Below are 21,361 nucleotides of genomic sequence, written 5' to 3'. Positions count from 1 at the left end.
GTATCTATTTGGTATATGAATATGTTTTAGTCTACAACGGCACACATCTGTGGAGTGCCGCTTTATAAAAAGATAAATAAATACATTGTGAAGTCGCATTTTCGCGGCTCTTTTAGGGATGATAATGACCAATAGCGCGTTACAGGCGACATGTACGCCATTTGAACACTGTTTGGGGATCATCCGCCAGGCATCGGTGGAAATCTTACTGCTGTTAGGCGTACACGTCGCTGAGGGCAAGGATCCACGCTGGTTTCTGGAGCAACTCGATCAGGCCCGGCTGAATTTAGGCGGTTGGGGGATTGTGGCCAGACGGCTTCAGATGAATGATGCGCAACTGAGCCAGTTCACCCTGCGATTGCGCCATCTTCAACAGAATGTGCCTCAGTATGAAAGTGGTCAGGATGTCAGTGAAAATCAGCTGATCTCTGCGCTGCGCTTTGTGGCCTCCCTGGAACATTTGCGCCAGCAGCAGCCGCTGCTGAACTATCAAACCGAGTTTGACACAGGGAGTCAGGACGCACAGGTAAAGGCCCAGCGCCAGCTACGTGCAATAGAGTTAACGCTAAAATCCCTCGTCGCCCGGGTATGGCCGGATCAACACCCGCTAAACAGTTTTCTGAAACAGCATTTTGGCGCCGATCGTCTGCGCCGCTGGCTAAAGCTGGGTGAAGGGCGTGATGCGCTGGACGGTATGATGTTTAGCGAACTGGCGCTGATGGTTGTTGATAAGAAGCTGTTTGTTCGTCACTTTACCCAGATTTTTAATGATACTTCGGTGCTCACACTGTTTGTCGAACCGCGCTTAACGCTGCGTATGTTTCTGGATGACTGCCGTCAGGCACGAAACCGCGTTATCGCTCAGCAGCCGCTGACATCAGTACAATTGATGCTGTTAAATCACCAGTACGGGCAAATTACGCACCCTGTGCAGCGGGCGTTTGAAGAGCGGCGTATCCGTACTAATCCCTCGTCGTATCTGGAATCAGATGAGGACCTCGTCCGCCAGTTCTGGGAAACGGCAAGGCAAAAAGATGAGCAGGCCGGGGGAGATAAACAGGAAATCGCTGACAGTATCGATCCGCCAGATAAACGGGCAAAGCGTACGGCAGAAGAACGCGAGCAGCTCATTTCAGGCATGCTGTGGGTTGCTGTTGGTGTGATGGTGCTGGTGATATCGCTGGGGGCATTCTGGCTCTTCAGTACACCTGCTCCGCTTGCGTCCGCCGGGAAGTCCGTTGAAATTGTGCAGGAAGAACCGCGGCGTGATGCGCCTTCCGCCCGGGAAACGGTGACCCGAATGGGGATCTCCTGGGATTCATTCAATATGCGGGCTGCCATCGATCGCAACGATACTCGCGTCACGTCACTGTTTTTGCAGGGCGGTATGGACTGGAAACTGGCATGGACGGAGCAGGCGTTCTCGACAGGCAATACCGATGTGCTGAAACTGCTGTTACGTTATCCCTCGCAGATGGATGAGGCTAAACCTTGTCAGCAGTTTATGAGTACGCTAAGCCACGCAATGTCGAATGGAGCATCCTTAACGTCGCTGCATAAAAGCTATTTAAAAAGTTTTTGCTCGGTACCGGACGTTGTCGCACGTCAACAATATAACGCCGAACAAGCTCAGTTGCGTGTGGCCGCAGAGCCAAGCGCAGAGAACAAAAAATGGCAGAAAATTCACGCAGCGCTTTATGATGCGATTAACTAACTGCCTGACAAGTATGGCATTATCAGGCAGTCAGGCGATTATGGTTCCCCATACAGGCCGATTAAGCGACGGACCACGCCATTGGTCCAGCCAAAGCCATCCTGTAACGGATATTCCCCGCCGCCGCCTTCTCGCGGCGTGCCGTCCGCGATGTGGTATTTCTCGATGAGTTTGTGATGCTCCTGGTAAAAAATATTAACTGTTTTCAGCCAGTTGTGGGCGATTTCATCCCCCAGGTGATCATCACCATACAGTTTGAACCCCTGAATTGCCATCCACTGCAACGGCGCCCAGCCATTAGGTTTATCCCACTGCTCGCCGGTTTCATATTCCGTCGCCATAATTCCACCGGGTGTTAGCAGGCGGCTACGCACTGCGTTGGCGAGTCGGTCGGCTTGCTCATGGGTCGCCATACCTACATACAGTGGCACAATACTGGCTGCAGAAAAGAGAGCCATTTGTTCGCGGCGCCAGTCGTAATCACGATAACAGCCATTTTCATCGTCCCACAAATAGCGGTTCACGGCGGTACGGCGGTCACCCGCTTTCTGACGGAACAACGCTTCGGTTTCTCGATCGCCTTTTAGCGCGGAAATATTGGCAATGGTACTTTCCAGCTTGTACAGGAATGCGTTCAGGTCAATAGGGATGAACTGGGTGGTGCGTATACTGGCAAGGCGACCTGCATCGCGAAGCCAGCGTGAGGAGTAATCCCAACCGGAGGCAGCGCCAGCACGCAGATCTCGGTAGACCTCATTGGGGGGACGACCTGAATGTTTGGCGGTCTCTACATCTTCGAGCCAGGATTCATCGCGAGGAGTATCGCGATCGTCCCAGTAACGGTTGAGCAATGAACCGTCCGGCATTCTGATGACGTGGCGGTAGGCCTGGTTTAGTACCAGGGAGTCGGCACCATCCATCCAGAACGCATACTCCATTTTTAGGTGATCCAGGTAACGACGCGCACCGCGCACGCCATCCTCTTCAAACAATTCCACCATCAGCGCAAATACCGGCGGTTGAGAGCGACTCAGATAGTAAGTGCGATTACCGTTTGGGATGTGGCCATAGTTTTCAATCAACCAGGCAAAGTTATCCGCCATACACTTCAGAAGATCTTCCCGGCCGCTCTCCGCCAGGCCCAGCATGGTGAAGTAGGAGTCCCAATAGTAGGTTTCGCTAAACCGTCCGCCTGGTACAATATACGACTGTGGCAACGCCAGCAGCGAAGACCAGGGAATGTGATCCTGCGGCTCGCGCGTTAGTACTGGCCACAGTTGGTCGATATGCTCTTTCAGCGAGCTATCCGGGTCGGAAACGTATTCACTGGAGGGCGTTTCCGGTAGCCAGAAATGGTTCTCGACGAAGCGTTTCAGATCAAAGTCACGATGTCGTCTGACTTTGCGATAGCGGATAAGAATATCCAGCGGATCCATTTTGGGCGCGCAGTCGGGGAATGTTTTACTGTCGGCAAACAGTTTTGACGACTGGACGTGCTCAAACAGTTCAAGGTAGCGATCGGCTGGCGTCAGGGCATCAGAGGCGGGTAGCCCTTCAATCATCTCTGGCTCGGGCTCTGCCTCAATCATTTCATCCAGCTTTAACTCGCACGGATCCATTTCATAAAGCAGATCGACATCGATCGTGAGTTCTTCTGAAGGGGCGTGGGATAGTTTCTGGTTGAGCATAATGAGAAAGACCTCCGGTGGATGTGGAAAGGGTAAGGCTATTGCCCGGCTGTCTGTTAAGCGTAGACATTCGCTTCGGTATTTGATGGATAAAGCGTGCGCTCAATCACACTTTTATGGTTTTCAGGAATCAATGAATAAATGTATCTCAATGATAACAATGGGTAATTTTTAATTATGCGAAAATGGATATATTTCATTTTCGGAACATTCGATTGCAACGATATGTGAACAGAAATACGTAGTGGCTCCTGCTTATAATAGGCACAGGCTATTCTATTGATAGTTCTGCTCCATGTAATTGATTGATACTTATCAAAATAATATCCCCCTCATTTCCTATGATGGTCAGGTCTGACAAAGACTGCGCATTAATTATTTTAATTTTCTGGGTCACAATAACTCACAACGGTGAGGGTAAAATAATGAAAATCATTACCCGTCTTACCGCGATTGCTATAGCAGGCATCGTGATCGGTTATTTTGGATTATCCGGTTATGTGTGGTACCACGATAATCAACGAAGTAAACAGGCTGATGTTCAGGCCTCTACACTGGAAGCCAATAATAAAGTTTTAGGTTTTTTACGCGAAAAAGGATGCGATTATTGCCACACGCCTTCGGCAGAATTGCCTTTTTATTCTTCTTTTCCTGTCGCTAAACAGTTGATGAATTACGACATCCAACTGGGATATAAATCTTTCAATCTTGAAGCTGTTCGTGCTGCGCTGGTCGCGGATAAACCTGTCTCTCAAAGCGATCTGAATAAAATCGAATGGGTAATGCAGTATGACACCATGCCGCCGACGCGCTACACCGCGCTGCACTGGGCCGGTAAGGTGAGTGATGCGGAGCGCGAAGAGATCCTTGGCTGGATCGCGAAACAACGTGAGCAGTACTACGCCAGTCGTGATACCGCACCTCAACATCGTAATGAACCTGTTCAGCCGATACCGGAAAGCATCCCGACTGACGCCCAAAAAGTGGCCCTTGGATTTACGCTTTATCATGATTCGCGTATATCCGGAGACAGTACGATCTCTTGTGCCCACTGCCATGCCCTGAATGCGGGCGGCGTGGATGGCAGAAAAACGTCAATTGGTGTGGGTGGTGCAGTCGGTCCTATTAATGCGCCGACGGTATTTAACTCGGTCTTTAACGTTGAACAATTCTGGGATGGTCGTGCGCCGACATTGCAGGCTCAGGCGGGCGGTCCACCGTTGAACCCGATTGAAATGGCATCGAAATCCTGGGATGAAATTATCCAGAAACTGGATAAAGATCCGCTACTGAAACAAGAGTTTACCGCGGTCTACCCCCAGGGATTCAGCGGCGATAATATTACCGATGCCATTGCTGAGTTTGAGAAAACGCTGATTACGCCAAATTCGCCGTTCGATAAGTGGTTACGCGGTGATGAAGCGGCGTTAACTGCCCAGCAAAAGCATGGTTATCAGTTGTTTAAGGATAATAAGTGCGCGACCTGTCATGGCGGTATTATTCTGGGTGGACGTTCATTTGAACCATTGGGTTTGAAAAAGGACTTTAATTTCGGTGAAGTGACAGCCGCTGATATTGGCCGTATGAATGTTACCAATGAATTACGTGACAAACTGCGCCAGAAAGTACCGGGATTGCGTAACGTTGCACTGACGGCACCTTATTTCCACCGGGGTGATGTTCCAACGCTCGATGGTGCTGTCAAACTGATGCTGCGCTATCAGGTTGGCAAAGAACTCCCGCAGGAAGATATCGACGATATCGTTGCGTTCCTTGAAAGCCTTAACGGGGTTTATACGCCGTATATGCAGAGTAAGTAATCAATACAATGCCGGATGGCGGCTGATGCCCTATCCGGCCTACTGATTGCCGTGACTTTTAGGCCTGGTAAGCGTAACGCCGACGCATGTCACTGTACTATTCGACGGTCAGTAGGGGAACGAATTCATTTCTGGCGACTGCCAACTCGACGACACTTCAACAAGCCTACCATCTCATACATCAATAAAACTGTATATTTTTCGGTTCATCTTCAATACTCTCGGTCCCGAATTATTTGTAACACTTATTTTAAACGATGAAGACGTACAGAAATAAGAAAAAATACCGCTACGTCGGATTATATGTATTTGTTTATAAATTGTTATTTGTTGTCTTTTTATACCATGGTCTGATTATTATATAGCTTATATTTGGGGTGGCAGATATCCTGTAATATATAAAAGCGTTTCATTTTTATTACTTATAATTTTTTATCGTTACCAGATTACGGTAGTTGCGAAATAGTTCTCAAGTCTGTAGTTGACGGCTTTTTTATAGGATGTTCAAAATGAAGGCTGTATATATTATTTCAGATAATCAGTATTTCGCGCTTGGTGCTGCTGCGTTAATAAAGCATCAGCAAGCAATCATTGTTTCTCCTGAGGAACTGCTAAATCAGAACCCAGGGATCAATAGTGGCGATTGCTATATTTTCGTCCGGAACAGGGTGTTGCATCGCCGTCTGTGCTGTTATTTGAAGCAGACGAACTGCAACCTTATTTTTTTTCTGCCCGGTTTGCGTTACCGCAGTGGAACGAAATTGTTGCCCTGTTTCTGGCCCGCCAGAATATCAGCGAAAAGTTTTCGTGAGCGATCGGCGCAGGTTGCCAGATATTTCAGCAGGAGTTGCCCGGAAAATACTACGCTGTCAGGTCGTGCGCGTATGAGCATGGCTGCGGCGGGGCTGGAGCGTTATATGCGCTGGGTTAGAGCACGTAGTATTTCACACCAGGCCGCTCACAGTCATCACCGGGCTCTTATTAAAACTGTAGGCATCGAGAACGTAAGCATTCACACTTTATTTCTTTCAGAATACATTGCGGCCAGTCATATCGCCTTGTCATGACTGATAGAGAATGGATCTTTCAAATGTGAATGGCCCAATGATTCTGGGGGCTTACATATACACACTATTCAGTAAGGAAAACTGGCCTTTTACAACCAGTTTTCCAGAGCTGAGAACATGTATAGCTGCGTTTTCAATATTAACGCATCGTGACAAACTCTTCCGCTGCGGTCGGGTGTATTGCAACGGTATTGTCGAAGTCTTTCTTGGTTGCGCCCATTTTCAGTGCGACCGCGAAACCCTGCAACATTTCATCCATACCAAAGCCGATGCCGTGGATACCGACAATCTTCTCTTCTGGCCCTACACAAACCAGCTTCATACGGCACGGCTGACGATGAGTTGTCACCGCGGTGTACATCGCGGTAAACGATGATTTATACACTTTTACCAGGTCATCGCCATGCTGTTCGCGAGCCTGCTGTTCGGTCAAGCCTACAGTACCAATCGGCGGGTGGCTGAAGACCACGGTCGGGATGTTGCTGTAGTCCAGATGTTCGTCCGGTTTGTTGTTAAACAGACGTTCGGACAGACGGCGACCTGCGGCAACGGCAACAGGTGTCAGTTCAACGGCACCCGTGTTATCACCGACAGCGTAAATGCCTTTTACGTTAGTATTCTGGAATTTATCAACGACGATATAACCTTTTTCATTGGTTTTCACGCCCGTTGCCGCCAGGTTTAAATTATCGGTTGCCGGTTCGCGACCGATTGCCCAAATCAGACAATCCACAGTTTCGCTGCGACCATCTTCTAGCTCCAGGGTCAGGCTGCCGTCTGCGTTTTTAACCACTGCTTTCGGGATGGCATGCGTATGCAGAGTCGGGCCTTCGGCGTTCATCACTTCAACCAGGGTTTCAACAATCATCGGGTCAAAACTGCGCAACGGCGCATGTTTACGCACGAACAGGTGTGTTTCTGCACCCAGGCCGTTAATTACGCCAGCCAGCTCAACGGCGATGTAACCCGCACCGACAACCGCAACGCGCTTCGGCAGGGCTGGCAGTTCAAAGAAGCCATCTGAATCAATGCCGTATTCCACACCGGGAATATTCGGGTGGCTCGGGCGACCACCGGTTGCAATCAAAATATGGTCGGCAGTGATGGTTTCACCGTTTACTTCAATGGTTTTAGCATCAACGAAGCGGGCGAAGCCTTTGATCACATCAACGTTATTTTTACCCAGCACGTTGTCGTAAGAGGTGTGAATACGGTCGATATAAGCGGTGCGGCTGGCGATCAGTTTGTCCCAGTCGAATTTGTTGATGGTGGTATCGAAACCGTAGTCCGGGCCATACATATGGATCGCTTCCCGGATTTGAGCAGCATGCCACATCACTTTCTTCGGTACACAGCCAACGTTGACGCAGGTGCCGCCCAGTTCTTTGGCTTCAATCAATGCGCATTTTTGGCCGTACATTGCCGCGCGGTTAATGGAGGCAATTCCGCCGCTGCCGCCGCCGATAGCGATGTAATCATAGTGTTTGGTCATGACCGCTCCTTCATGTTCATTGTAGGGCGGAGAAGCGTTTCGCCATCCGCCAAAATATTCGCGATTGTATACCTGAAATCGAAAGGTTCCACCGATGGCTGCGATTACTCCGGCACGATCCAGCTTACCGAAGTATGCCCGGTTCCTGCCGGAACCAGTTTGCTGTGCAGCCACGGTAGCACGCTGTTCATCTGCTGCTCCAGCTTCCACGGCGGGTTAATCACAATCATGCCGGAAGCCGTCATACCGCGCCGATCGCTGTCCGGGAGAACCGCCAGTTCAATCTGCAGGATGCGGCGGATGCCGGTGGCTTCCAGATCGTGCACCATACGCTTGATTTGCTGGCGCAGGACCACTGGATACCACAGTGCATAGGTGCCGGTTGCGAAACGCTTATAGCCTTCATTGATGCCGGTAACCACGGCCTGATAGTCGGTTTTAATTTCGTACGGTGGATCGATAAGGATCAACCCGCGACGGGAAACCGGCGGTAATTTTGCCTTTAACTGCTGGTAGCCGTCAGCTTTGGCTACGCGGGCACGCTCGTCTTTCTGGAATTCGGAGCGCAGCAGCGGAAAATCACTCGGGTGCAGTTCAGTTAATTGCAGGCTGTCTTGTTCGCGCAGCAACTGGCGGGCAATCAGCGGAGATCCTGGGTAATAGCGCAACTGACCGCTACGGTTGAAATGTTGCACGACGGAAATATAGGGTTCGAGTTCAGCCGGGAGGGAGTCCTGTTGCCAGATACGGGCGATGCCTTCCAGATACTCGCCGGTACGCTCGGCATGTTCACCGCTCAGCTGATAACGGCCAGCGCCAGCATGGGTGTCCAGATAGAGAAACGGTTTTTCTTTCTCTTTGAGTGACTCGATGATCAGACTCTGAACCGTGTGTTTAAGGACGTCGGCGTGGTTGCCAGCGTGATAGCTATGGCGATAACTGAGCATGGGTAAACGTATTCCAGGTAATATAATAAACGATTTGCCACAGTTTACAGTAGAACGGTACAGATTACCCGCAGGCCCGATCGCTAAGCGCCAGCGGGCGTTTTTCCGCCACGCCCGGCATTGAAATCCTCTACACTTAACCCCATTCTACTGAGTATTACGCGCCGGAAGGCGGCTGACGCCTTATCCGGTCTACAAATGGTGATACCTGTAGGTCGGATAAGATGCTTTGGCGTCGTCATCCCGCGAAAACGCCTGAGCGTTTCGTTTCCTTTTTTTAACCAGGACTGTGCATATGACAAATCCATTACTGACGCCCTTCGAACTGCCGCCGTTTTCCAAAATTCAGCCTGAGCATGTTGTGCCTGCAGTGACTAAGGCACTGAATGATTGCCGTGAAAACGTTGAGCGAGTGGTTGCGCAGGGTGCACCGTACACCTGGGAAAATCTCTGCCAAAAACTGGCGGAAGTGGACGATGTACTGGGGCGTATCTTCTCTCCGGTAAGCCATCTGAACTCGGTGAAAAACAGCCCGGAACTGCGTGAAGCCTACGAACAGACGCTACCACTGTTGTCCGAATACAGCACCTGGGTTGGGCAACACGAAGGTCTGTACAAAGCGTACCGTGATTTGCGAGATGGTGCTCATTACGCCTCTCTGAATACTGCACAGAAAAAAGCTGTCGATAACGCGCTGCGTGATTTCGAGCTTTCTGGTATCGGTTTACCGAAGGAAAAACAGCAGCGTTATGGCGAAATAGCCACGCGTCTGTCTGAGTTGGGCAACCAGTACAGCAACAACGTTCTCGACGCCACCATGGGCTGGACGAAACTTGTTACCGACGAAAAAGCGCTGGCAGGAATGCCTGAAAGTGCGCTGGCTGCCGCGAAAGCGCAGGCAGAAGCCAAAGAGCAGGAAGGATATTTGCTGACGCTGGATATCCCGAGCTACCTGCCGGTGATGACCTACTGTGACAACCAGGGGTTGCGCGAAGAGATGTACCGCGCCTATGTAACCCGCGCTTCTGACCAGGGGCCAAATGCGGGTAAATGGGACAACAGCCCGATCATGGAAGAGATCCTCGCGTTGCGTCACGAGTTGGCTCAACTGTTGGGTTTTGACAGCTACGCCTATAAATCACTCGCCACCAAAATGGCGGAAAACCCGCAGCAGGTGCTCGACTTCCTGACAGATCTCGCGAAACGCGCGCGTCCGCAGGGTGAAAAAGAGCTGGCCCAGTTGCGTGCTTTTGCCAAAGCTGAATTTGACGTTGATGAGCTGCAACCGTGGGATATCGCGTACTACAGCGAGAAGCAAAAGCAGCACCTTTACAGCATCAGCGATGAGCAACTGCGCCCGTACTTCCCGGAAAACAAAGCCGTTAACGGCCTGTTCGAGGTGGTTAAGCGCATTTACGGCATTACCGCTAAAGAGCGCTCAGACGTCGATGTCTGGCATCCGGAAGTGCGCTTCTTCGAACTGTATGACGAAAACAATGAGCTACGTGGCAGCTTCTATCTTGATCTCTACGCGCGTGAAAACAAACGTGGCGGGGCGTGGATGGACGACTGCGTTGGCCAGATGCGTAAAACCGACGGCACGCTGCAAAAACCGGTCGCTTACCTGACCTGTAACTTCAACCGTCCGGTTAATGGCAAACCGGCGCTGTTTACTCACGATGAAGTGATTACCCTGTTCCACGAGTTCGGTCACGGCTTGCACCATATGCTGACCCGCATCGAAACTGCAGGTGTTTCCGGTATTAACGGTGTGCCGTGGGATGCGGTCGAACTGCCGAGCCAGTTTATGGAAAACTGGTGCTGGGAGCCGGAAGCGCTGGCGTTTATCTCCGGCCATTATGAAACCGGCGAACCGTTGCCGAAAGAGCTGCTGGATAAAATGCTGGCGGCGAAAAACTACCAGGCAGCGTTGTTCATTCTGCGCCAACTGGAGTTCGGTTTGTTCGATTTCCGCCTGCACGCCGAGTTTAATCCGCAGCAAGGGGCGAAAATTCTCGAAACCCTGGCAGAGATCAAAAAGCAGGTTGCCGTTGTTCCGGGGCCTGCCTGGGGTCGTTTCCCGCACGCCTTCAGTCATATTTTCGCGGGTGGTTATGCGGCGGGCTACTACAGCTATCTGTGGGCAGACGTACTGGCAGCAGATGCTTTCTCTCGTTTTGAAGAGGAGGGGATCTTCAACCGTGAAACCGGTCAGTCGTTCCTCGATAATATTCTGACTCGTGGCGGCTCTGAAGAACCGATGGAGCTGTTCAAACGCTTCCGTGGCCGTGAGCCGGAGCTGGATGCGATGCTTGAACACTATGGTATTAAAGCGTAAGTGAAGATCTGCTTAATTGATGAGACGGGCGCCGGAAACGGCGCCTTATCTGTTCTGGCTACCCGCTGGGGACTGGAGCAGGATGAAGACAATCTGATGGCGCTGGTGATGACGACGTCGCATCTGGAGTTGCGCAAACGTGATGAGCCAAAACTTGGCGGCATCTTCGTGGATTTTGTCGGTGGGGCAATGGCCCATCGGCGCAAATTTGGCGGGGGACGCGGCGAAGCGGTGGCAAAGGCGGTCGGCATTAAAGGTGATTATTTGCCGGATGTGGTGGATGCCACGGCGGGGCTGGGACGTGATGCTTTTGTGCTGGCATCTGTTGGCTGTCGTGTGCGGATGCTGGAGCGCAATCCGGTTGTTGCGGCGCTGCTCGACGATGGTCTGACGCGTGGCTATGCCGATGCTGAGATTGGTCCATGGCTGCAGGAACGGTTGCAGTTGATCCACGCATCCAGTCTGACGGCGCTAACCGATATCACTCCACGTCCACAGGTGGTGTATCTTGACCCGATGTTCCCGCATAAGCAGAAAAGCGCGCTGGTCAAAAAAGAGATGCGCGTGTTTCAGTCGCTGGTGGGCCCGGATTTAGACGCTGATGGCCTGCTGGAGCCTGCTCGCCAGCTTGCCACCAAACGCGTGGTGGTGAAGCGCCCGGATTACGCCCCACCGCTTGCAGATATCGCAACTCCCAACGCAGTGGTGACCAAAGGACACCGGTTTGATATTTACGCCGGAACGCCGTCAATTCATGGTTAAGTAGCGTGTAGAGGCCGGATAAGGTTGTTAGCCGCATCCGGCAATTCCGATTACACAAACGGTGCCAGCGGATCGGCTATCTCAAACGCGACCGCTTTATCAGCCTTCGGCGGATAAATCAGCTCGCTGACGATCGACAGTTTTAACTTCTTCGCCTCTGCGCGGGTCAGTTTCACTTGCTGATCCCAACCTTCGGTATACACCGCACCCCATGCGCCAAGATCCAGGCAGGTGACGTAGTTTTCCTGGCGGTACGGCAGCGACGGCACGTCGAGCAGGCTTGCTGCGGCATTGTTACCGGCAAATTTGCCCAGCAGAATGGCATGCTGACAGGTCATTAAGGCATGATTGCCTTTGTCATCGGTGGCGGCGTACGCCACATCGCCAGTGGCATAAATATCGTCATGTCCCACCACCTGCAAATTTGCATTTACGTGCAGACGACCCTGGCGATCGCGCGGGGCGTCAATTTGCGCCGTCAAACCGTTTGCCTGCACACCGACCGTCCAGATAACGGTGTGTGAACCGATAGTTTGCCCGTCTTTCAGTGTGACACCAGAAGCATCCACACTTTCGACTTCTGCATTTACCAGCCACTCTACACCCAGCTCAGCGGAGGCTTCAGCAATCACATCGCGCAACGCTTTGCTCCAGCGTGCGCCTGGTTGTGCGCCTCGTTCAACTACGACAACTCTGGTCTTAGCATCAGCACCAAGAATTTCTCGCAGACGGCCAGGTAACTCCAGCGCCATTTCGATGCCGGTAAAACCGCCGCCGAACACTACTACGGTATTGCGTGCCTCACTTTCTGGCTGATGTGCCAGATCATTCAGGTGTTGCTCCAGTACGGCTGCGCTTTCCAGCTGGTCGAGGTCAAAAGCGTGCTGAGCCGCTCCAGCGACCATTGAACGGTTTACCTGGCTGCCACTTGCCAGAATCAATCGGTCGTAGCCGAGCAGTTGCGTGTTGCCAGCCGCATCTGTCCAGCTCACCTCTTTTGATTGCACAAGCAACTGAGATACTGTGCCGCTGAGGAATTTTACGCCAGTTACGTCAAACAGCGGTTGCAGAGGTGCGACCAGCGTCTGGACGTTGTTTTCATAAAAACGGGGGCGAACACGCAGCTCTGGCTGGGGTGCAATAACTGTTATATCAATGGATTGCTGGTGTTTATCTGCCAGGCGCGCGGCACTCAGCGCTGCCCACATACCGGCAAAGCCGGCGCCTACGATCAGAATTTGTTTACGCATTCGGTTTTCTCACTGGTCATCACGATTTATTTACTCGGATTTTATTGGTCGTAGTTATTAAATGCAATGCGATTTGCAAAATATGAAGGGAACAAGGTGCTTAAATGAAACTATTTATTTGATATTTATATTATTTATTTTTTAGTTTCAGCGCGTGTGTACGCGGTCTATGGCAAGATTCAGTTGAAAAAGCTACAATAACTCAGATTAATTTTGGCTGAGATAAGATAATGGCATTCTACAGTTCCGGGGTTGAGTACGGCATTCATAGCCTGATGTGTATGGTCGACAGTAGAGGCGACGCGCGGGATATGAGCGTTCGGGAAATTGCTGAATTGCAAAGTGTGCCGTATGACTATCTGGCCAAGATATTTACCCGCCTGTCGAAAGCGGGCCTGGTGCGCAGTATCGAGGGTAAGGGCGGCGGTTTTCAGCTCGCCAAACCAGCTGAACATATTACGGTGCTGGATGTGGTAAACGCGATTGATGGCGATAAGCGCATTTTTGAATGCCGTGAAATACGCCAAAGACTGGCGGTATTTGACGAGCAACCGCCAGAGTGGGCATGTGAAGGGATCTGCGGTGTGCGTTCAGTGATGGATATGGCTCAGCAGCGGATGGAAGAAGCGCTCGGCCAGCACACAATTCTGGATTTGGCCCGCAAGATGTACCGCAAAGCGCCGGACACTTTTGTCATTGAAGTGCAGGAGTGGATTGACGCGCGCAAAGGATAACGGTTGGAAATGCCCGATAGCGAAAGGTGTATCGGGCATGTTGAATACAGGCCGGATCAAGCGATAGCCGCCATCCGGCACTGAGTATTATTGTTCGGTGCTTGGCGTATTAATCATCCGGTTCAACCACGGCACCATAATCGCCATCACCACTGTGACTGCCAGCGTTACCAGACCGATATTACTGAACACGTTGGTGTAGATAGGTAATGTCTGTAACGGGTCGGTGATGTTTTCCGGTACTGCGGTGAACGTCGCAACGTAACCCCCCATCAGGAAGGCTGCTGCCTGCGTCAGGAACCACATCCCAAGAATAAAGCCCATCAGATGCTGCGGCACCAGTGCGGCGACCATTGCCAGTCCCAGGGCGCTAATCAGCAACTCACCCAGGCTCTGGAACAGGTACACCAGTACGATAAACCACGGCGATGTCAGGCCCTGTGCATCAGCAAACCACATGCCGGCAGCGGCGGCAGTCAGGAATCCCAGTGAGCACAAGAACATACCGAGAGTAAACTTCATCGGCATGGTCAGGTCTTTGCCTTTGTTACCCAGACGGGTATAAATCGCTGCCAGTACCGGGCTGGCAAGAACGACCCAGAACGGGTTCAGCGCCTGGAAGCTAACCGGGTTGATGGCGAAGCCCAAAATTTCATGATGTACGTTATTGATGGCAAAGAAGTTCAGTGACGTCGGCATCTGCGCATACAGAACGTAGAACACCACCGCTTCCAGCATCAGAATAAAGGCCACAAACATCTTGTTGCGCCCGGTTTTATCCAGTTTGAATGCCTGGCGGAAGAAGATAATAGTCACAACAATCGACAGAACGATCAGTACCAGGTTAGCGATTTTAACGTTGTGCATCACGCGCAGATAAACACCATTACCACCGTACCGGCCAGCACACAGAGCAGGTTGCGGAATACCAGCGGCTTATGGTCTGGCTCAGAACCAATGTCTTTCACCATCCCGCGGCAGGCAAAGTAGACCAGCAGCGCGACGATAAGTCCGGCACCACACAGGTTATAGGTAACGGCGTAACCAAACTTATCGGCAATTACCGGTGCCAGCGACAGCGACAGCAACGAACCGATGTTAATCGACATATAAAACAGGGTGAAGGCGCCGTCCAGTCGGGCATCTTTTGGGGGATAGCATTTTGACAGCAAACTTGCCGGGTTAGCTTTAAACAGCCCGTTGCCTACGGCAATAGTACCCAGCGCGATAAAGATCAGATCGGGTTTGAGTAGTGACATCCCGGTCATGAAGTAGCCAATTGCCAGCACAATAGCACCGAGAACCAGCGTGCGTTTTGTCCCTAACAGGTGGTCGCCGACATAGCCGCCAATGGAGATTAGGCCATACACCAATGCGGCAAACGCACCGAAGGTGATAAACGCCTGTTCCTGGGAGAACCCGAGTTGCTTAACAAAAAAAACCGCCAGGATGCCCTGAACGCCGTAATAGCCAAATCGTTCCCATAATTCTACAAAAAAGATCATGAAGAACGGACGAGGTTGCTGCAGCAAGCCCGTAGGTGCACTTGTATTCATATTCCTTCGCCTTTCAAAGCCATCCCGAAAAGTATGAACGCGTATGCTAAAACGCGCCGAAAAAGTCTTATTTTGTTATAGACTGCGGAGATTAGCCGCGAGAGTAGATTATTATAGAGATAGTTTTCGATCCAATTAGTTGATCACACTAATTATGATTTATTTGTTGGGTTGATGTACTGATAAGTGCCGAAGGGATAAAAACAAAAACGCCCGCAGAGGCGGGCGCTTACAGGCGTAAATGTTTGCAGCAGGCCGGGTTACTTCCCGGCGGCAAGCATTTTATGCTTCTTCGTCGTCACGCAGCGGAACAATCAACATGTCGACGTGAACGGTGTTGATCAGTTGACGTGCGGAGGACATCAGCTTGCTCCAGAAATCCTGGTGATGACCACAAACGACCAGGTCCATGTCGTATTTTTTAATGGCATCAACCAGAACCTGACCCAGGTCACCGCTACCGCTCAGGGTTTCGGTGATAGGGTAGCCAGCATTGGTGGACAGCTCGGTTAACGCGTGATGAGTTTCTTCAGAAATACGTTTCTGCATATCACCCAGATTCACGTCGATTAACCCGGTGTACAGATCGGAATAGTTTACGTCAACGTGGATAAGGGAGACTTTTGCATTGTAAGGCCGCGCCATAGAGACCGCTTTTTCAACCAGAACTTTACTTTCCGGAGAAAGATCAACCGCGATAAGAATGTGTTTATAAGCCATAGTGTTACTCCTTCCATAAGTTGTCGATGACTAGCCTTCTGGCGTTCATTTGCCGCCGCGTCATCCGCGTCCTGCGAACGTTGTGCGCGGGGCTAGCCCAGTCGTAAAGACGTACCATTTAAGGACTATCCTTACATTATAGCGACCGGGATAATCCGTCAATCCGCCTTGATTGCCAATTAGTTAAACAAATTTTTCAGCTAATTGCATTGATAGTGATTAACCTTCTGGCAAAAAAATTAACTAATCTCCTACACTATCTAGAGAGGCGTTCGGATACGAGATACAAACACGAGCGGTTTCGGTAGCACTCTTCACTGAATGGTTTGGCAGGGTATCGGGTAGCGGTAGCCCCGGAGAGGAGTTCCGTGGGCGGGTCGCCGGGGAGGGGATATGATAAGCACCATTGCATTATTCTGGGCTTTATGTGTCGTTTGCATTGTTAATATGGCGCGCTATTTTTCTTCGCTGCGCGCACTGTTAGTCGTACTTCGTGGTTGCGATCCATTGCTCTACCAGTATGTAGATGGAGGCGGCTTTTTTACCTCGCATGGGCAACCCAATAAGCAGATGCGGCTGGTGTGGTATATCTACGCGCAGCGCTACCGTGATCATCATGATGATGAATTTATACGCCGCTGTGAGCGGGTTCGCGGTCAGTTCATTCTCACCAGCGCGTTATGCGGCCTGGTATTAATCAGTATGGTTGCGTTGATAATCTGGCACTAAGCCACGTCACTCTACGGCAGATATAAAAAAAGCGGGTCAGTTTCCTGGCCCGCTTTTTTACTGTGCATTCGCTTAGATAAGCTTCAGGGAGAGCCAGTACAGCACCCCAGAAAGAATAATCGCCGCAGGCAGGGTAAAGACCCAGGCCATCAGAATGCTGGTCACTGTTTTACGCTGTAAGCCGCCACCGTCAACAACCATCGTGCCCGCAACAGAAGAGGAGAGAACGTGGGTGGTGGAAACAGGCATACCGGTATAACTGGCGAGACCGATAGAGACAGCGGCGGTCATCTGCGCCGACATCCCCTGAGCATAGGTCATGCCTTTCTTACCAATTTTCTCACCGATAGTGGTCGCCACACGACGCCAGCCAATCATCGTACCGCAGCCCAGAGCCAGAGCAACGGCCATAATGATCCAGATAGGCGCATACTCGATGGTGCTCAGCATGTCGGTTTTCAGTTTCTTCAGCAGACGCTGGTCGTCAGCGCTTACGCCAGGCAGCTTAACCACTTTATCGGTGGTATCGGAGATGCACAGCATAATGCGGCGCAGTTGTCCGCGCTGCTCAACGCTTAACTTGTCGTAAGTTTCCAGATTCGCCAGCATACCTTTTGCACGCTCAAGCGCGTTGATGGTATTTGCCGGGTGGCAATGGAACTCGTTAGCTTGCGTTGGCACGCCAGCTTCCGGCGACGGAATGAGCTGATCTACGCCAGTGGCTTGCTTCAGCAGATCAGGACGCTGCTGGAAGAAGGTTTCGACGTTATTGATAGCATCGCGGGTACGAGTAATTTCGTAACCGGAGGCGTTCATATTCACTACGAAACCTGCAGGCGCTACGCCAATCAGTACCAGCATCACCAGACCAATGCCTTTCTGTCCGTCGTTCGCGCCATGGGAGAACGCCACGCCGATAGCAGAGAGGATCAGTGCGATACGCGTCCAGAAAGGTGGTTTTTTCTTACCGTCTTTCTTTTCACGTTCCGCTGGCGTCAGGTGGATACGGGCACGTTTTTTAGTACCGCTCCAGTAACGACGCAGAATGAAAATGAGGCCGCCTGCAACCACCAGACCGACAATCGGCGAGACGATAAGCGAGGCAAAGATACCGATAACTTTCGGGATGTTAAGTGCGTCCACCACCGAAGTGCCGTTCATCAGCGCATTGGTTAAACCAATACCGATGATCGCGCCAATCAGCGTGTGGGAGCTGGATGCAGGCAAACCAAAGTACCAGGTACCGAGGTTCCAGATAATTGCCGCCAGTAGCATAGAGAACACCATGGCGAGGCCATGTGAGGAACCCATGTTGAGCAGCAGATCCGTTGGCAGCATATGCACGATGGCATAAGCTACGCTGAGACCACCCAGCAAAACACCAAAGAAGTTGAATACCGCAGCCATGATAACCGCCAATTGCGAACGCATTGCACGGGTATAGATCACGGTTGCGACAGCATTTGCTGTGTCATGGAAGCCGTTAATTGCTTCGTAGAACAGCACAAAAGCCAGAGCAAGCAATAGTAAAAGCCCGGTATGTAAATCCAGGCCAGCAAACAAATGTAGCATAGGACGTTACGCCATTTTGAGGACATGAACGCGGCGCATTATCAGTGACTTTGGCGGCGCGGGCAAAGTGAAATATAGAGTTTTTTTGATATATCTCCTGCTTTGTTTTACACCACTAAAGAATTATCCTATAGAATTCAGATAAATACCTATTATTGATAGTTTGGTGCTGGTGCGACCACTGAGGAATCTTTACAATTCACGCCCGCTTTTTAGAGAGGATCGCAACGTGGAAAGGTTTGATACCGTTATTATAGGCGCTGGCGCAGCGGGTATGTTCTGTGCCGCGCAGGCAGGACAAGCAGGTAGTCGCGTACTGCTGATTGATAATGGTAAAAAGCCTGGGCGCAAGATCCTCATGTCTGGCGGGGGGCGCTGTAACTTTACCAATCTTTATGTGGAGCCGGCGGCTTATTTGAGTCAAAACCCGCATTTTTGCAAATCAGCGCTGGCTCGCTATACGCAATGGGATTTTATCGATCTGGTCGGCAAACACGGCATTGCCTGGCATGAAAAAACGCTCGGTCAGTTGTTCTGCGACGACTCTGCTCAGCAAATTGTCGATATGCTGGTGACAGAATGCGAAAAAGGTAACGTTACAATGCGGTTACGTAGCGAAGTCCTGAGCGTAGCGCGTGATGATGACGGCTTCCAGATTTTGCTGAACGGCATGACGGTCAGTGCGAAAAAGCTGGTTATTGCGAGCGGAGGGCTATCCATGCCGGGTCTTGGCGCTTCGCCGTTTGGTTATAAAATTGCTGAACAGTTCGGTCTGAACGTGCTGCCGACGCGTGCAGGTTTGGTGCCTTTTACGCTGCACAAGCCGCTACTGGAGCAGCTTCAGGTGCTCTCTGGCGTGTCAGTACCTTCCGTTATCACCGCTGAAGACGGCACTGTGTTTCGTGAAAACCTGCTCTTTACGCACCGTGGCCTTTCAGGTCCGGCGGTTTTACAGATTTCCAGTTTCTGGCAGCCAGGTGAATTTGTCAGCATTAATTTGTTGCCCGATGTAGACCTTGAGGCTTTCCTCGACGAACAGCGTAGCGCACACCCTAATCAGAGCCTGAAGAACACACTGGCGATGCAGTTGCCCAAACGTCTGGTGGAGTGTTTGCAGCAGTTAGGGCAACTTCCGGATGTGACGCTGAAACAGCTTAACGTGCGCGATCAGCAGGCACTGGTGGAAACCCTGACCGAATGGCGCGTGCAGCCAAACGGCACAGAAGGGTATCGCACGGCGGAAGTCACGCTGGGCGGCGTGGATACCAATGAGCTGTCATCACGTACGATGGAAGCGCGTAAAGTACCAGGTCTCTATTTTATCGGTGAAGTGATGGACGTCACTGGTTGGCTGGGCGGGTATAACTTCCAGTGGGCATGGTCGAGCGCCTGGGCGTGTGCGCAGGATTTGGTGTCTGCGTGAATGTGATGCCCGATAACCTGAGTTACCGGGCGCTATATTAGTTCAGGCCAAGAAAATACTGGGCAATTTTAAAATAGATAATCAACCCGGTACCGTCGATAAGCGTGGCGATAAACGGCGCGGATACGACGGCCGGGTCAATGCCAATACGCTTGAGCAACATTGGGATCACTGATGACACCACGGCGCTCCACAGCGTAATGCAAACCAGTGTCAGGCTGACGATCAGTGTGATTTCCATGCCGATGCCCATCATCCAGGCGCGTACGCAGCCTGCCAGACCTAGCGTCAGGGCGATCAGCAAGGAAGTTGAAACCTCTTTGCGGATCACCCGGCCCATATCCCGTAGCCGCACTTCTCCCAGCGCCATTGAACGTACCAGCGTCGAAGTGATCTGTGTACCGCTGTTTCCGCCGGTACCAATTAGCAACGGAATAAAAAAGGCCAGCGCGATCGCTGATTCCAGCGCCTCTTCGAAGTGCTGAATTACACTACTTGTGTAGGCTTCCGCGACAAACAGCAGCAGGAGCCAGACCGAACGTTTTTTCCACAATGTCCACGGACTAATTTCCAGATAGGGTTTCTCCAGCGGCAGTGTCGCTCCCTGAAGCTGTACGTCTTCGGTAACATCATCCTCCTGTAGATGGGCTATCTCTTTTTCCATCAGACAGCCGACCAGATCGCCTTTCTCAACTACAGCAACCAGATCGAGTTCACGCTCGGCTAGCTCGGCAACGACCATTGCCCGTTCATCATCAGGCTTAACATGGAACAGACAGCTGTCCATAATATGGTTGATGTTCAGCGACGTATCTTTTTCCTGCAGCAGGCGCTTGACGGATAACACCCCGCGTAGCGCTTTCCCTGCAACCACAAAAACCTGACCAGGAATATCATCCGTCGTGAGCTGTGAGACAAAGTATTCACGGGCACCGTTCACGCTGAGATGATCCGGCAGGGTAATAAAATCGGTACGCATATACTGCGCGATGGCATCGCCATTAAAATCCGGCTCAGGAAGATGGGTGGCGCAGAGTTGCATAGATGACATGGTGTAATTCCCTATAAAAAGCTCTCATAGGGGCGAACAAGACAGGATTAGCACAGGCAGATCCCTACGTCCTGGTTTTAGCACTGAACAACGTATCTGTCCGATGGTGAGATCGTCAGAAGTTACCTTGGCAACACCTTGATTCGATGGATGCCTGTATTTCCCTGAGTGGTCTCTCTCGATACCAGCAGGGCGGTAACTTATATTTGTGCAGGAGCCTCGCCATAACGAGATCGGTAAATGAGCCGCTATTATAGGTATGTCTAATTATTGATTATGTTTATAGTTACGTTTGTTTATCAATCGTTGATATACGGAATAATTTCTGAGTCGGAGCGCGGTAGGGCATAACTGGAAACTACAACCGAATAGACATATCGAATCCAGGTGTTAGTATTCAATAGATAGCAGTTATGAGTATGCGTGTTTCATTTCCGGCCAGGAACGCTGATGATGACAACATTACTACCCGATTTCACAGCATCTTCGTCATTCACT

15 protein-coding genes, 1 pseudogene and 1 riboswitch are annotated in these 21,361 nt (G+C 51.1%); of the genes and pseudogenes, 8 read left to right on the top strand and 8 right to left on the bottom strand.

Going from position 1 to position 21,361, the window contains the following annotated elements:
- Positions 1-124 precede the first annotated feature (124 nt).
- On the top strand, positions 125-1,714 hold the full coding sequence (locus tag SK36_RS20610) for an STY4199 family HEPN domain-containing protein (RefSeq protein WP_048223010.1): 1,590 nt from the start codon (positions 125-127) through the stop codon (positions 1,712-1,714).
- Between the two features lie 38 nt (positions 1,715-1,752).
- Here SK36_RS20610 and SK36_RS20605 read toward each other — a convergent pair whose 3' ends face one another.
- The gene (locus SK36_RS20605; RefSeq protein WP_048223007.1) at positions 1,753-3,402 is read right to left on the bottom strand and encodes an alpha,alpha-trehalase; all 1,650 of its coding nucleotides are present in this window, start codon (positions 3,400-3,402) and stop codon (positions 1,753-1,755) included.
- Between the two features lie 425 nt (positions 3,403-3,827).
- Here SK36_RS20605 and SK36_RS20600 point away from each other — a divergent pair, with 425 nt between their 5' ends.
- The gene (locus tag SK36_RS20600; RefSeq protein WP_048223004.1) at positions 3,828-5,222 is read left to right on the top strand and encodes a cytochrome-c peroxidase; all 1,395 of its coding nucleotides are present in this window, start codon (positions 3,828-3,830) and stop codon (positions 5,220-5,222) included.
- A 509-nt stretch (positions 5,223-5,731) separates the two neighbouring features.
- Positions 5,732-6,289: a hypothetical protein gene (locus SK36_RS24780; RefSeq protein ID WP_136345375.1), complete on the top strand. Its 558-nt coding sequence runs from the start codon at positions 5,732-5,734 to the stop codon at positions 6,287-6,289.
- Between the two features lie 139 nt (positions 6,290-6,428).
- On the opposite strand, the gene gorA is transcribed toward SK36_RS24780, so the two are convergent.
- Positions 6,429-7,781, bottom strand: coding sequence for a glutathione-disulfide reductase (gorA, locus tag SK36_RS20595; protein WP_048223001.1), 1,353 nt, complete (start codon positions 7,779-7,781; stop codon positions 6,429-6,431).
- A gap of 104 nt (positions 7,782-7,885) precedes the next feature.
- Positions 7,886-8,728 (bottom strand): 23S rRNA (adenine(2030)-N(6))-methyltransferase RlmJ, encoded by an 843-nt coding sequence (locus SK36_RS20590; protein ID WP_045448618.1) that lies wholly within the window; start codon positions 8,726-8,728, stop codon positions 7,886-7,888.
- Between the two features lie 295 nt (positions 8,729-9,023).
- On the opposite strand from SK36_RS20590, the gene prlC reads away from it, so the two are divergent.
- Complete coding sequence (gene prlC, locus SK36_RS20585) at positions 9,024-11,066, top strand: oligopeptidase A (RefSeq protein WP_045448615.1); 2,043 nt, start codon at positions 9,024-9,026, stop codon at positions 11,064-11,066.
- Positions 11,067-11,828 carry a 16S rRNA (guanine(1516)-N(2))-methyltransferase RsmJ gene (rsmJ, locus tag SK36_RS20580; RefSeq protein ID WP_048222997.1) on the top strand — a complete coding sequence of 254 codons (762 nt, stop codon included), beginning with the start codon at positions 11,067-11,069 and terminating at the stop codon, positions 11,826-11,828. It abuts the gene before it with no gap.
- Between the two features lie 50 nt (positions 11,829-11,878).
- Here the strand turns inward: rsmJ and SK36_RS20575 are convergent, their stop codons facing one another.
- Positions 11,879-13,078, bottom strand: a complete 1,200-nt coding sequence (locus SK36_RS20575; RefSeq protein ID WP_048222994.1) for an NAD(P)/FAD-dependent oxidoreductase — start codon at positions 13,076-13,078, stop codon at positions 11,879-11,881.
- Between the two features lie 230 nt (positions 13,079-13,308).
- Here SK36_RS20575 and SK36_RS20570 point away from each other — a divergent pair, with 230 nt between their 5' ends.
- Positions 13,309-13,812 (top strand): RrF2 family transcriptional regulator, encoded by a 504-nt coding sequence (locus SK36_RS20570; protein ID WP_048222991.1) that lies wholly within the window; start codon positions 13,309-13,311, stop codon positions 13,810-13,812.
- Between the two features lie 87 nt (positions 13,813-13,899).
- Here the strand turns inward: SK36_RS20570 and dtpB are convergent.
- Together dtpB and uspA are read right to left on the bottom strand one after the other, a co-directional pair.
- Positions 13,900-15,368, bottom strand: a pseudogene (dtpB, locus tag SK36_RS20565) (dipeptide/tripeptide permease DtpB).
- Positions 15,369-15,650: 282 nt separating this feature from the next.
- Positions 15,651-16,088: a universal stress protein UspA gene (uspA, locus tag SK36_RS20560; RefSeq protein ID WP_003023368.1), complete on the bottom strand. Its 438-nt coding sequence runs from the start codon at positions 16,086-16,088 to the stop codon at positions 15,651-15,653.
- A 393-nt stretch (positions 16,089-16,481) separates the two neighbouring features.
- Between uspA and uspB the strand changes: the two genes are divergently transcribed.
- Complete coding sequence (uspB, locus tag SK36_RS20555; RefSeq protein WP_003023371.1) at positions 16,482-16,817, top strand: universal stress protein UspB; 336 nt, start codon at positions 16,482-16,484, stop codon at positions 16,815-16,817.
- 72 nt (positions 16,818-16,889) lie between these two features.
- Here the strand turns inward: uspB and pitA are convergent, their stop codons facing one another.
- Positions 16,890-18,389, bottom strand: a complete 1,500-nt coding sequence (pitA, locus tag SK36_RS20550) for an inorganic phosphate transporter PitA (RefSeq protein ID WP_045448605.1) — start codon at positions 18,387-18,389, stop codon at positions 16,890-16,892.
- A 229-nt stretch (positions 18,390-18,618) separates the two neighbouring features.
- On the opposite strand from pitA, the gene SK36_RS20545 reads away from it, so the two are divergent.
- Positions 18,619-19,812 carry a BaiN/RdsA family NAD(P)/FAD-dependent oxidoreductase gene (locus SK36_RS20545; RefSeq protein ID WP_048222989.1) on the top strand — a complete coding sequence of 398 codons (1,194 nt, stop codon included), beginning with the start codon at positions 18,619-18,621 and terminating at the stop codon, positions 19,810-19,812.
- 37 nt (positions 19,813-19,849) lie between these two features.
- Here the strand turns inward: SK36_RS20545 and SK36_RS20540 are convergent, their stop codons facing one another.
- Positions 19,850-20,863, bottom strand: coding sequence for a magnesium transporter (locus SK36_RS20540; RefSeq protein ID WP_048222986.1), 1,014 nt, complete (start codon positions 20,861-20,863; stop codon positions 19,850-19,852).
- Between the two features lie 55 nt (positions 20,864-20,918).
- A riboswitch (M-box (ykoK) riboswitch) is annotated at positions 20,919-21,102 on the bottom strand.
- Positions 21,103-21,361: the final 259 nt, after the last annotated feature.

The sequence above is a fragment of the Citrobacter sp. MGH106 genome (assembly GCF_001037495.1).
Classification (GTDB): Bacteria; Pseudomonadota; Gammaproteobacteria; order Enterobacterales; family Enterobacteriaceae; genus Citrobacter; species Citrobacter murliniae.
This window is presented reverse-complemented; position numbering and strand designations above follow the sequence as displayed.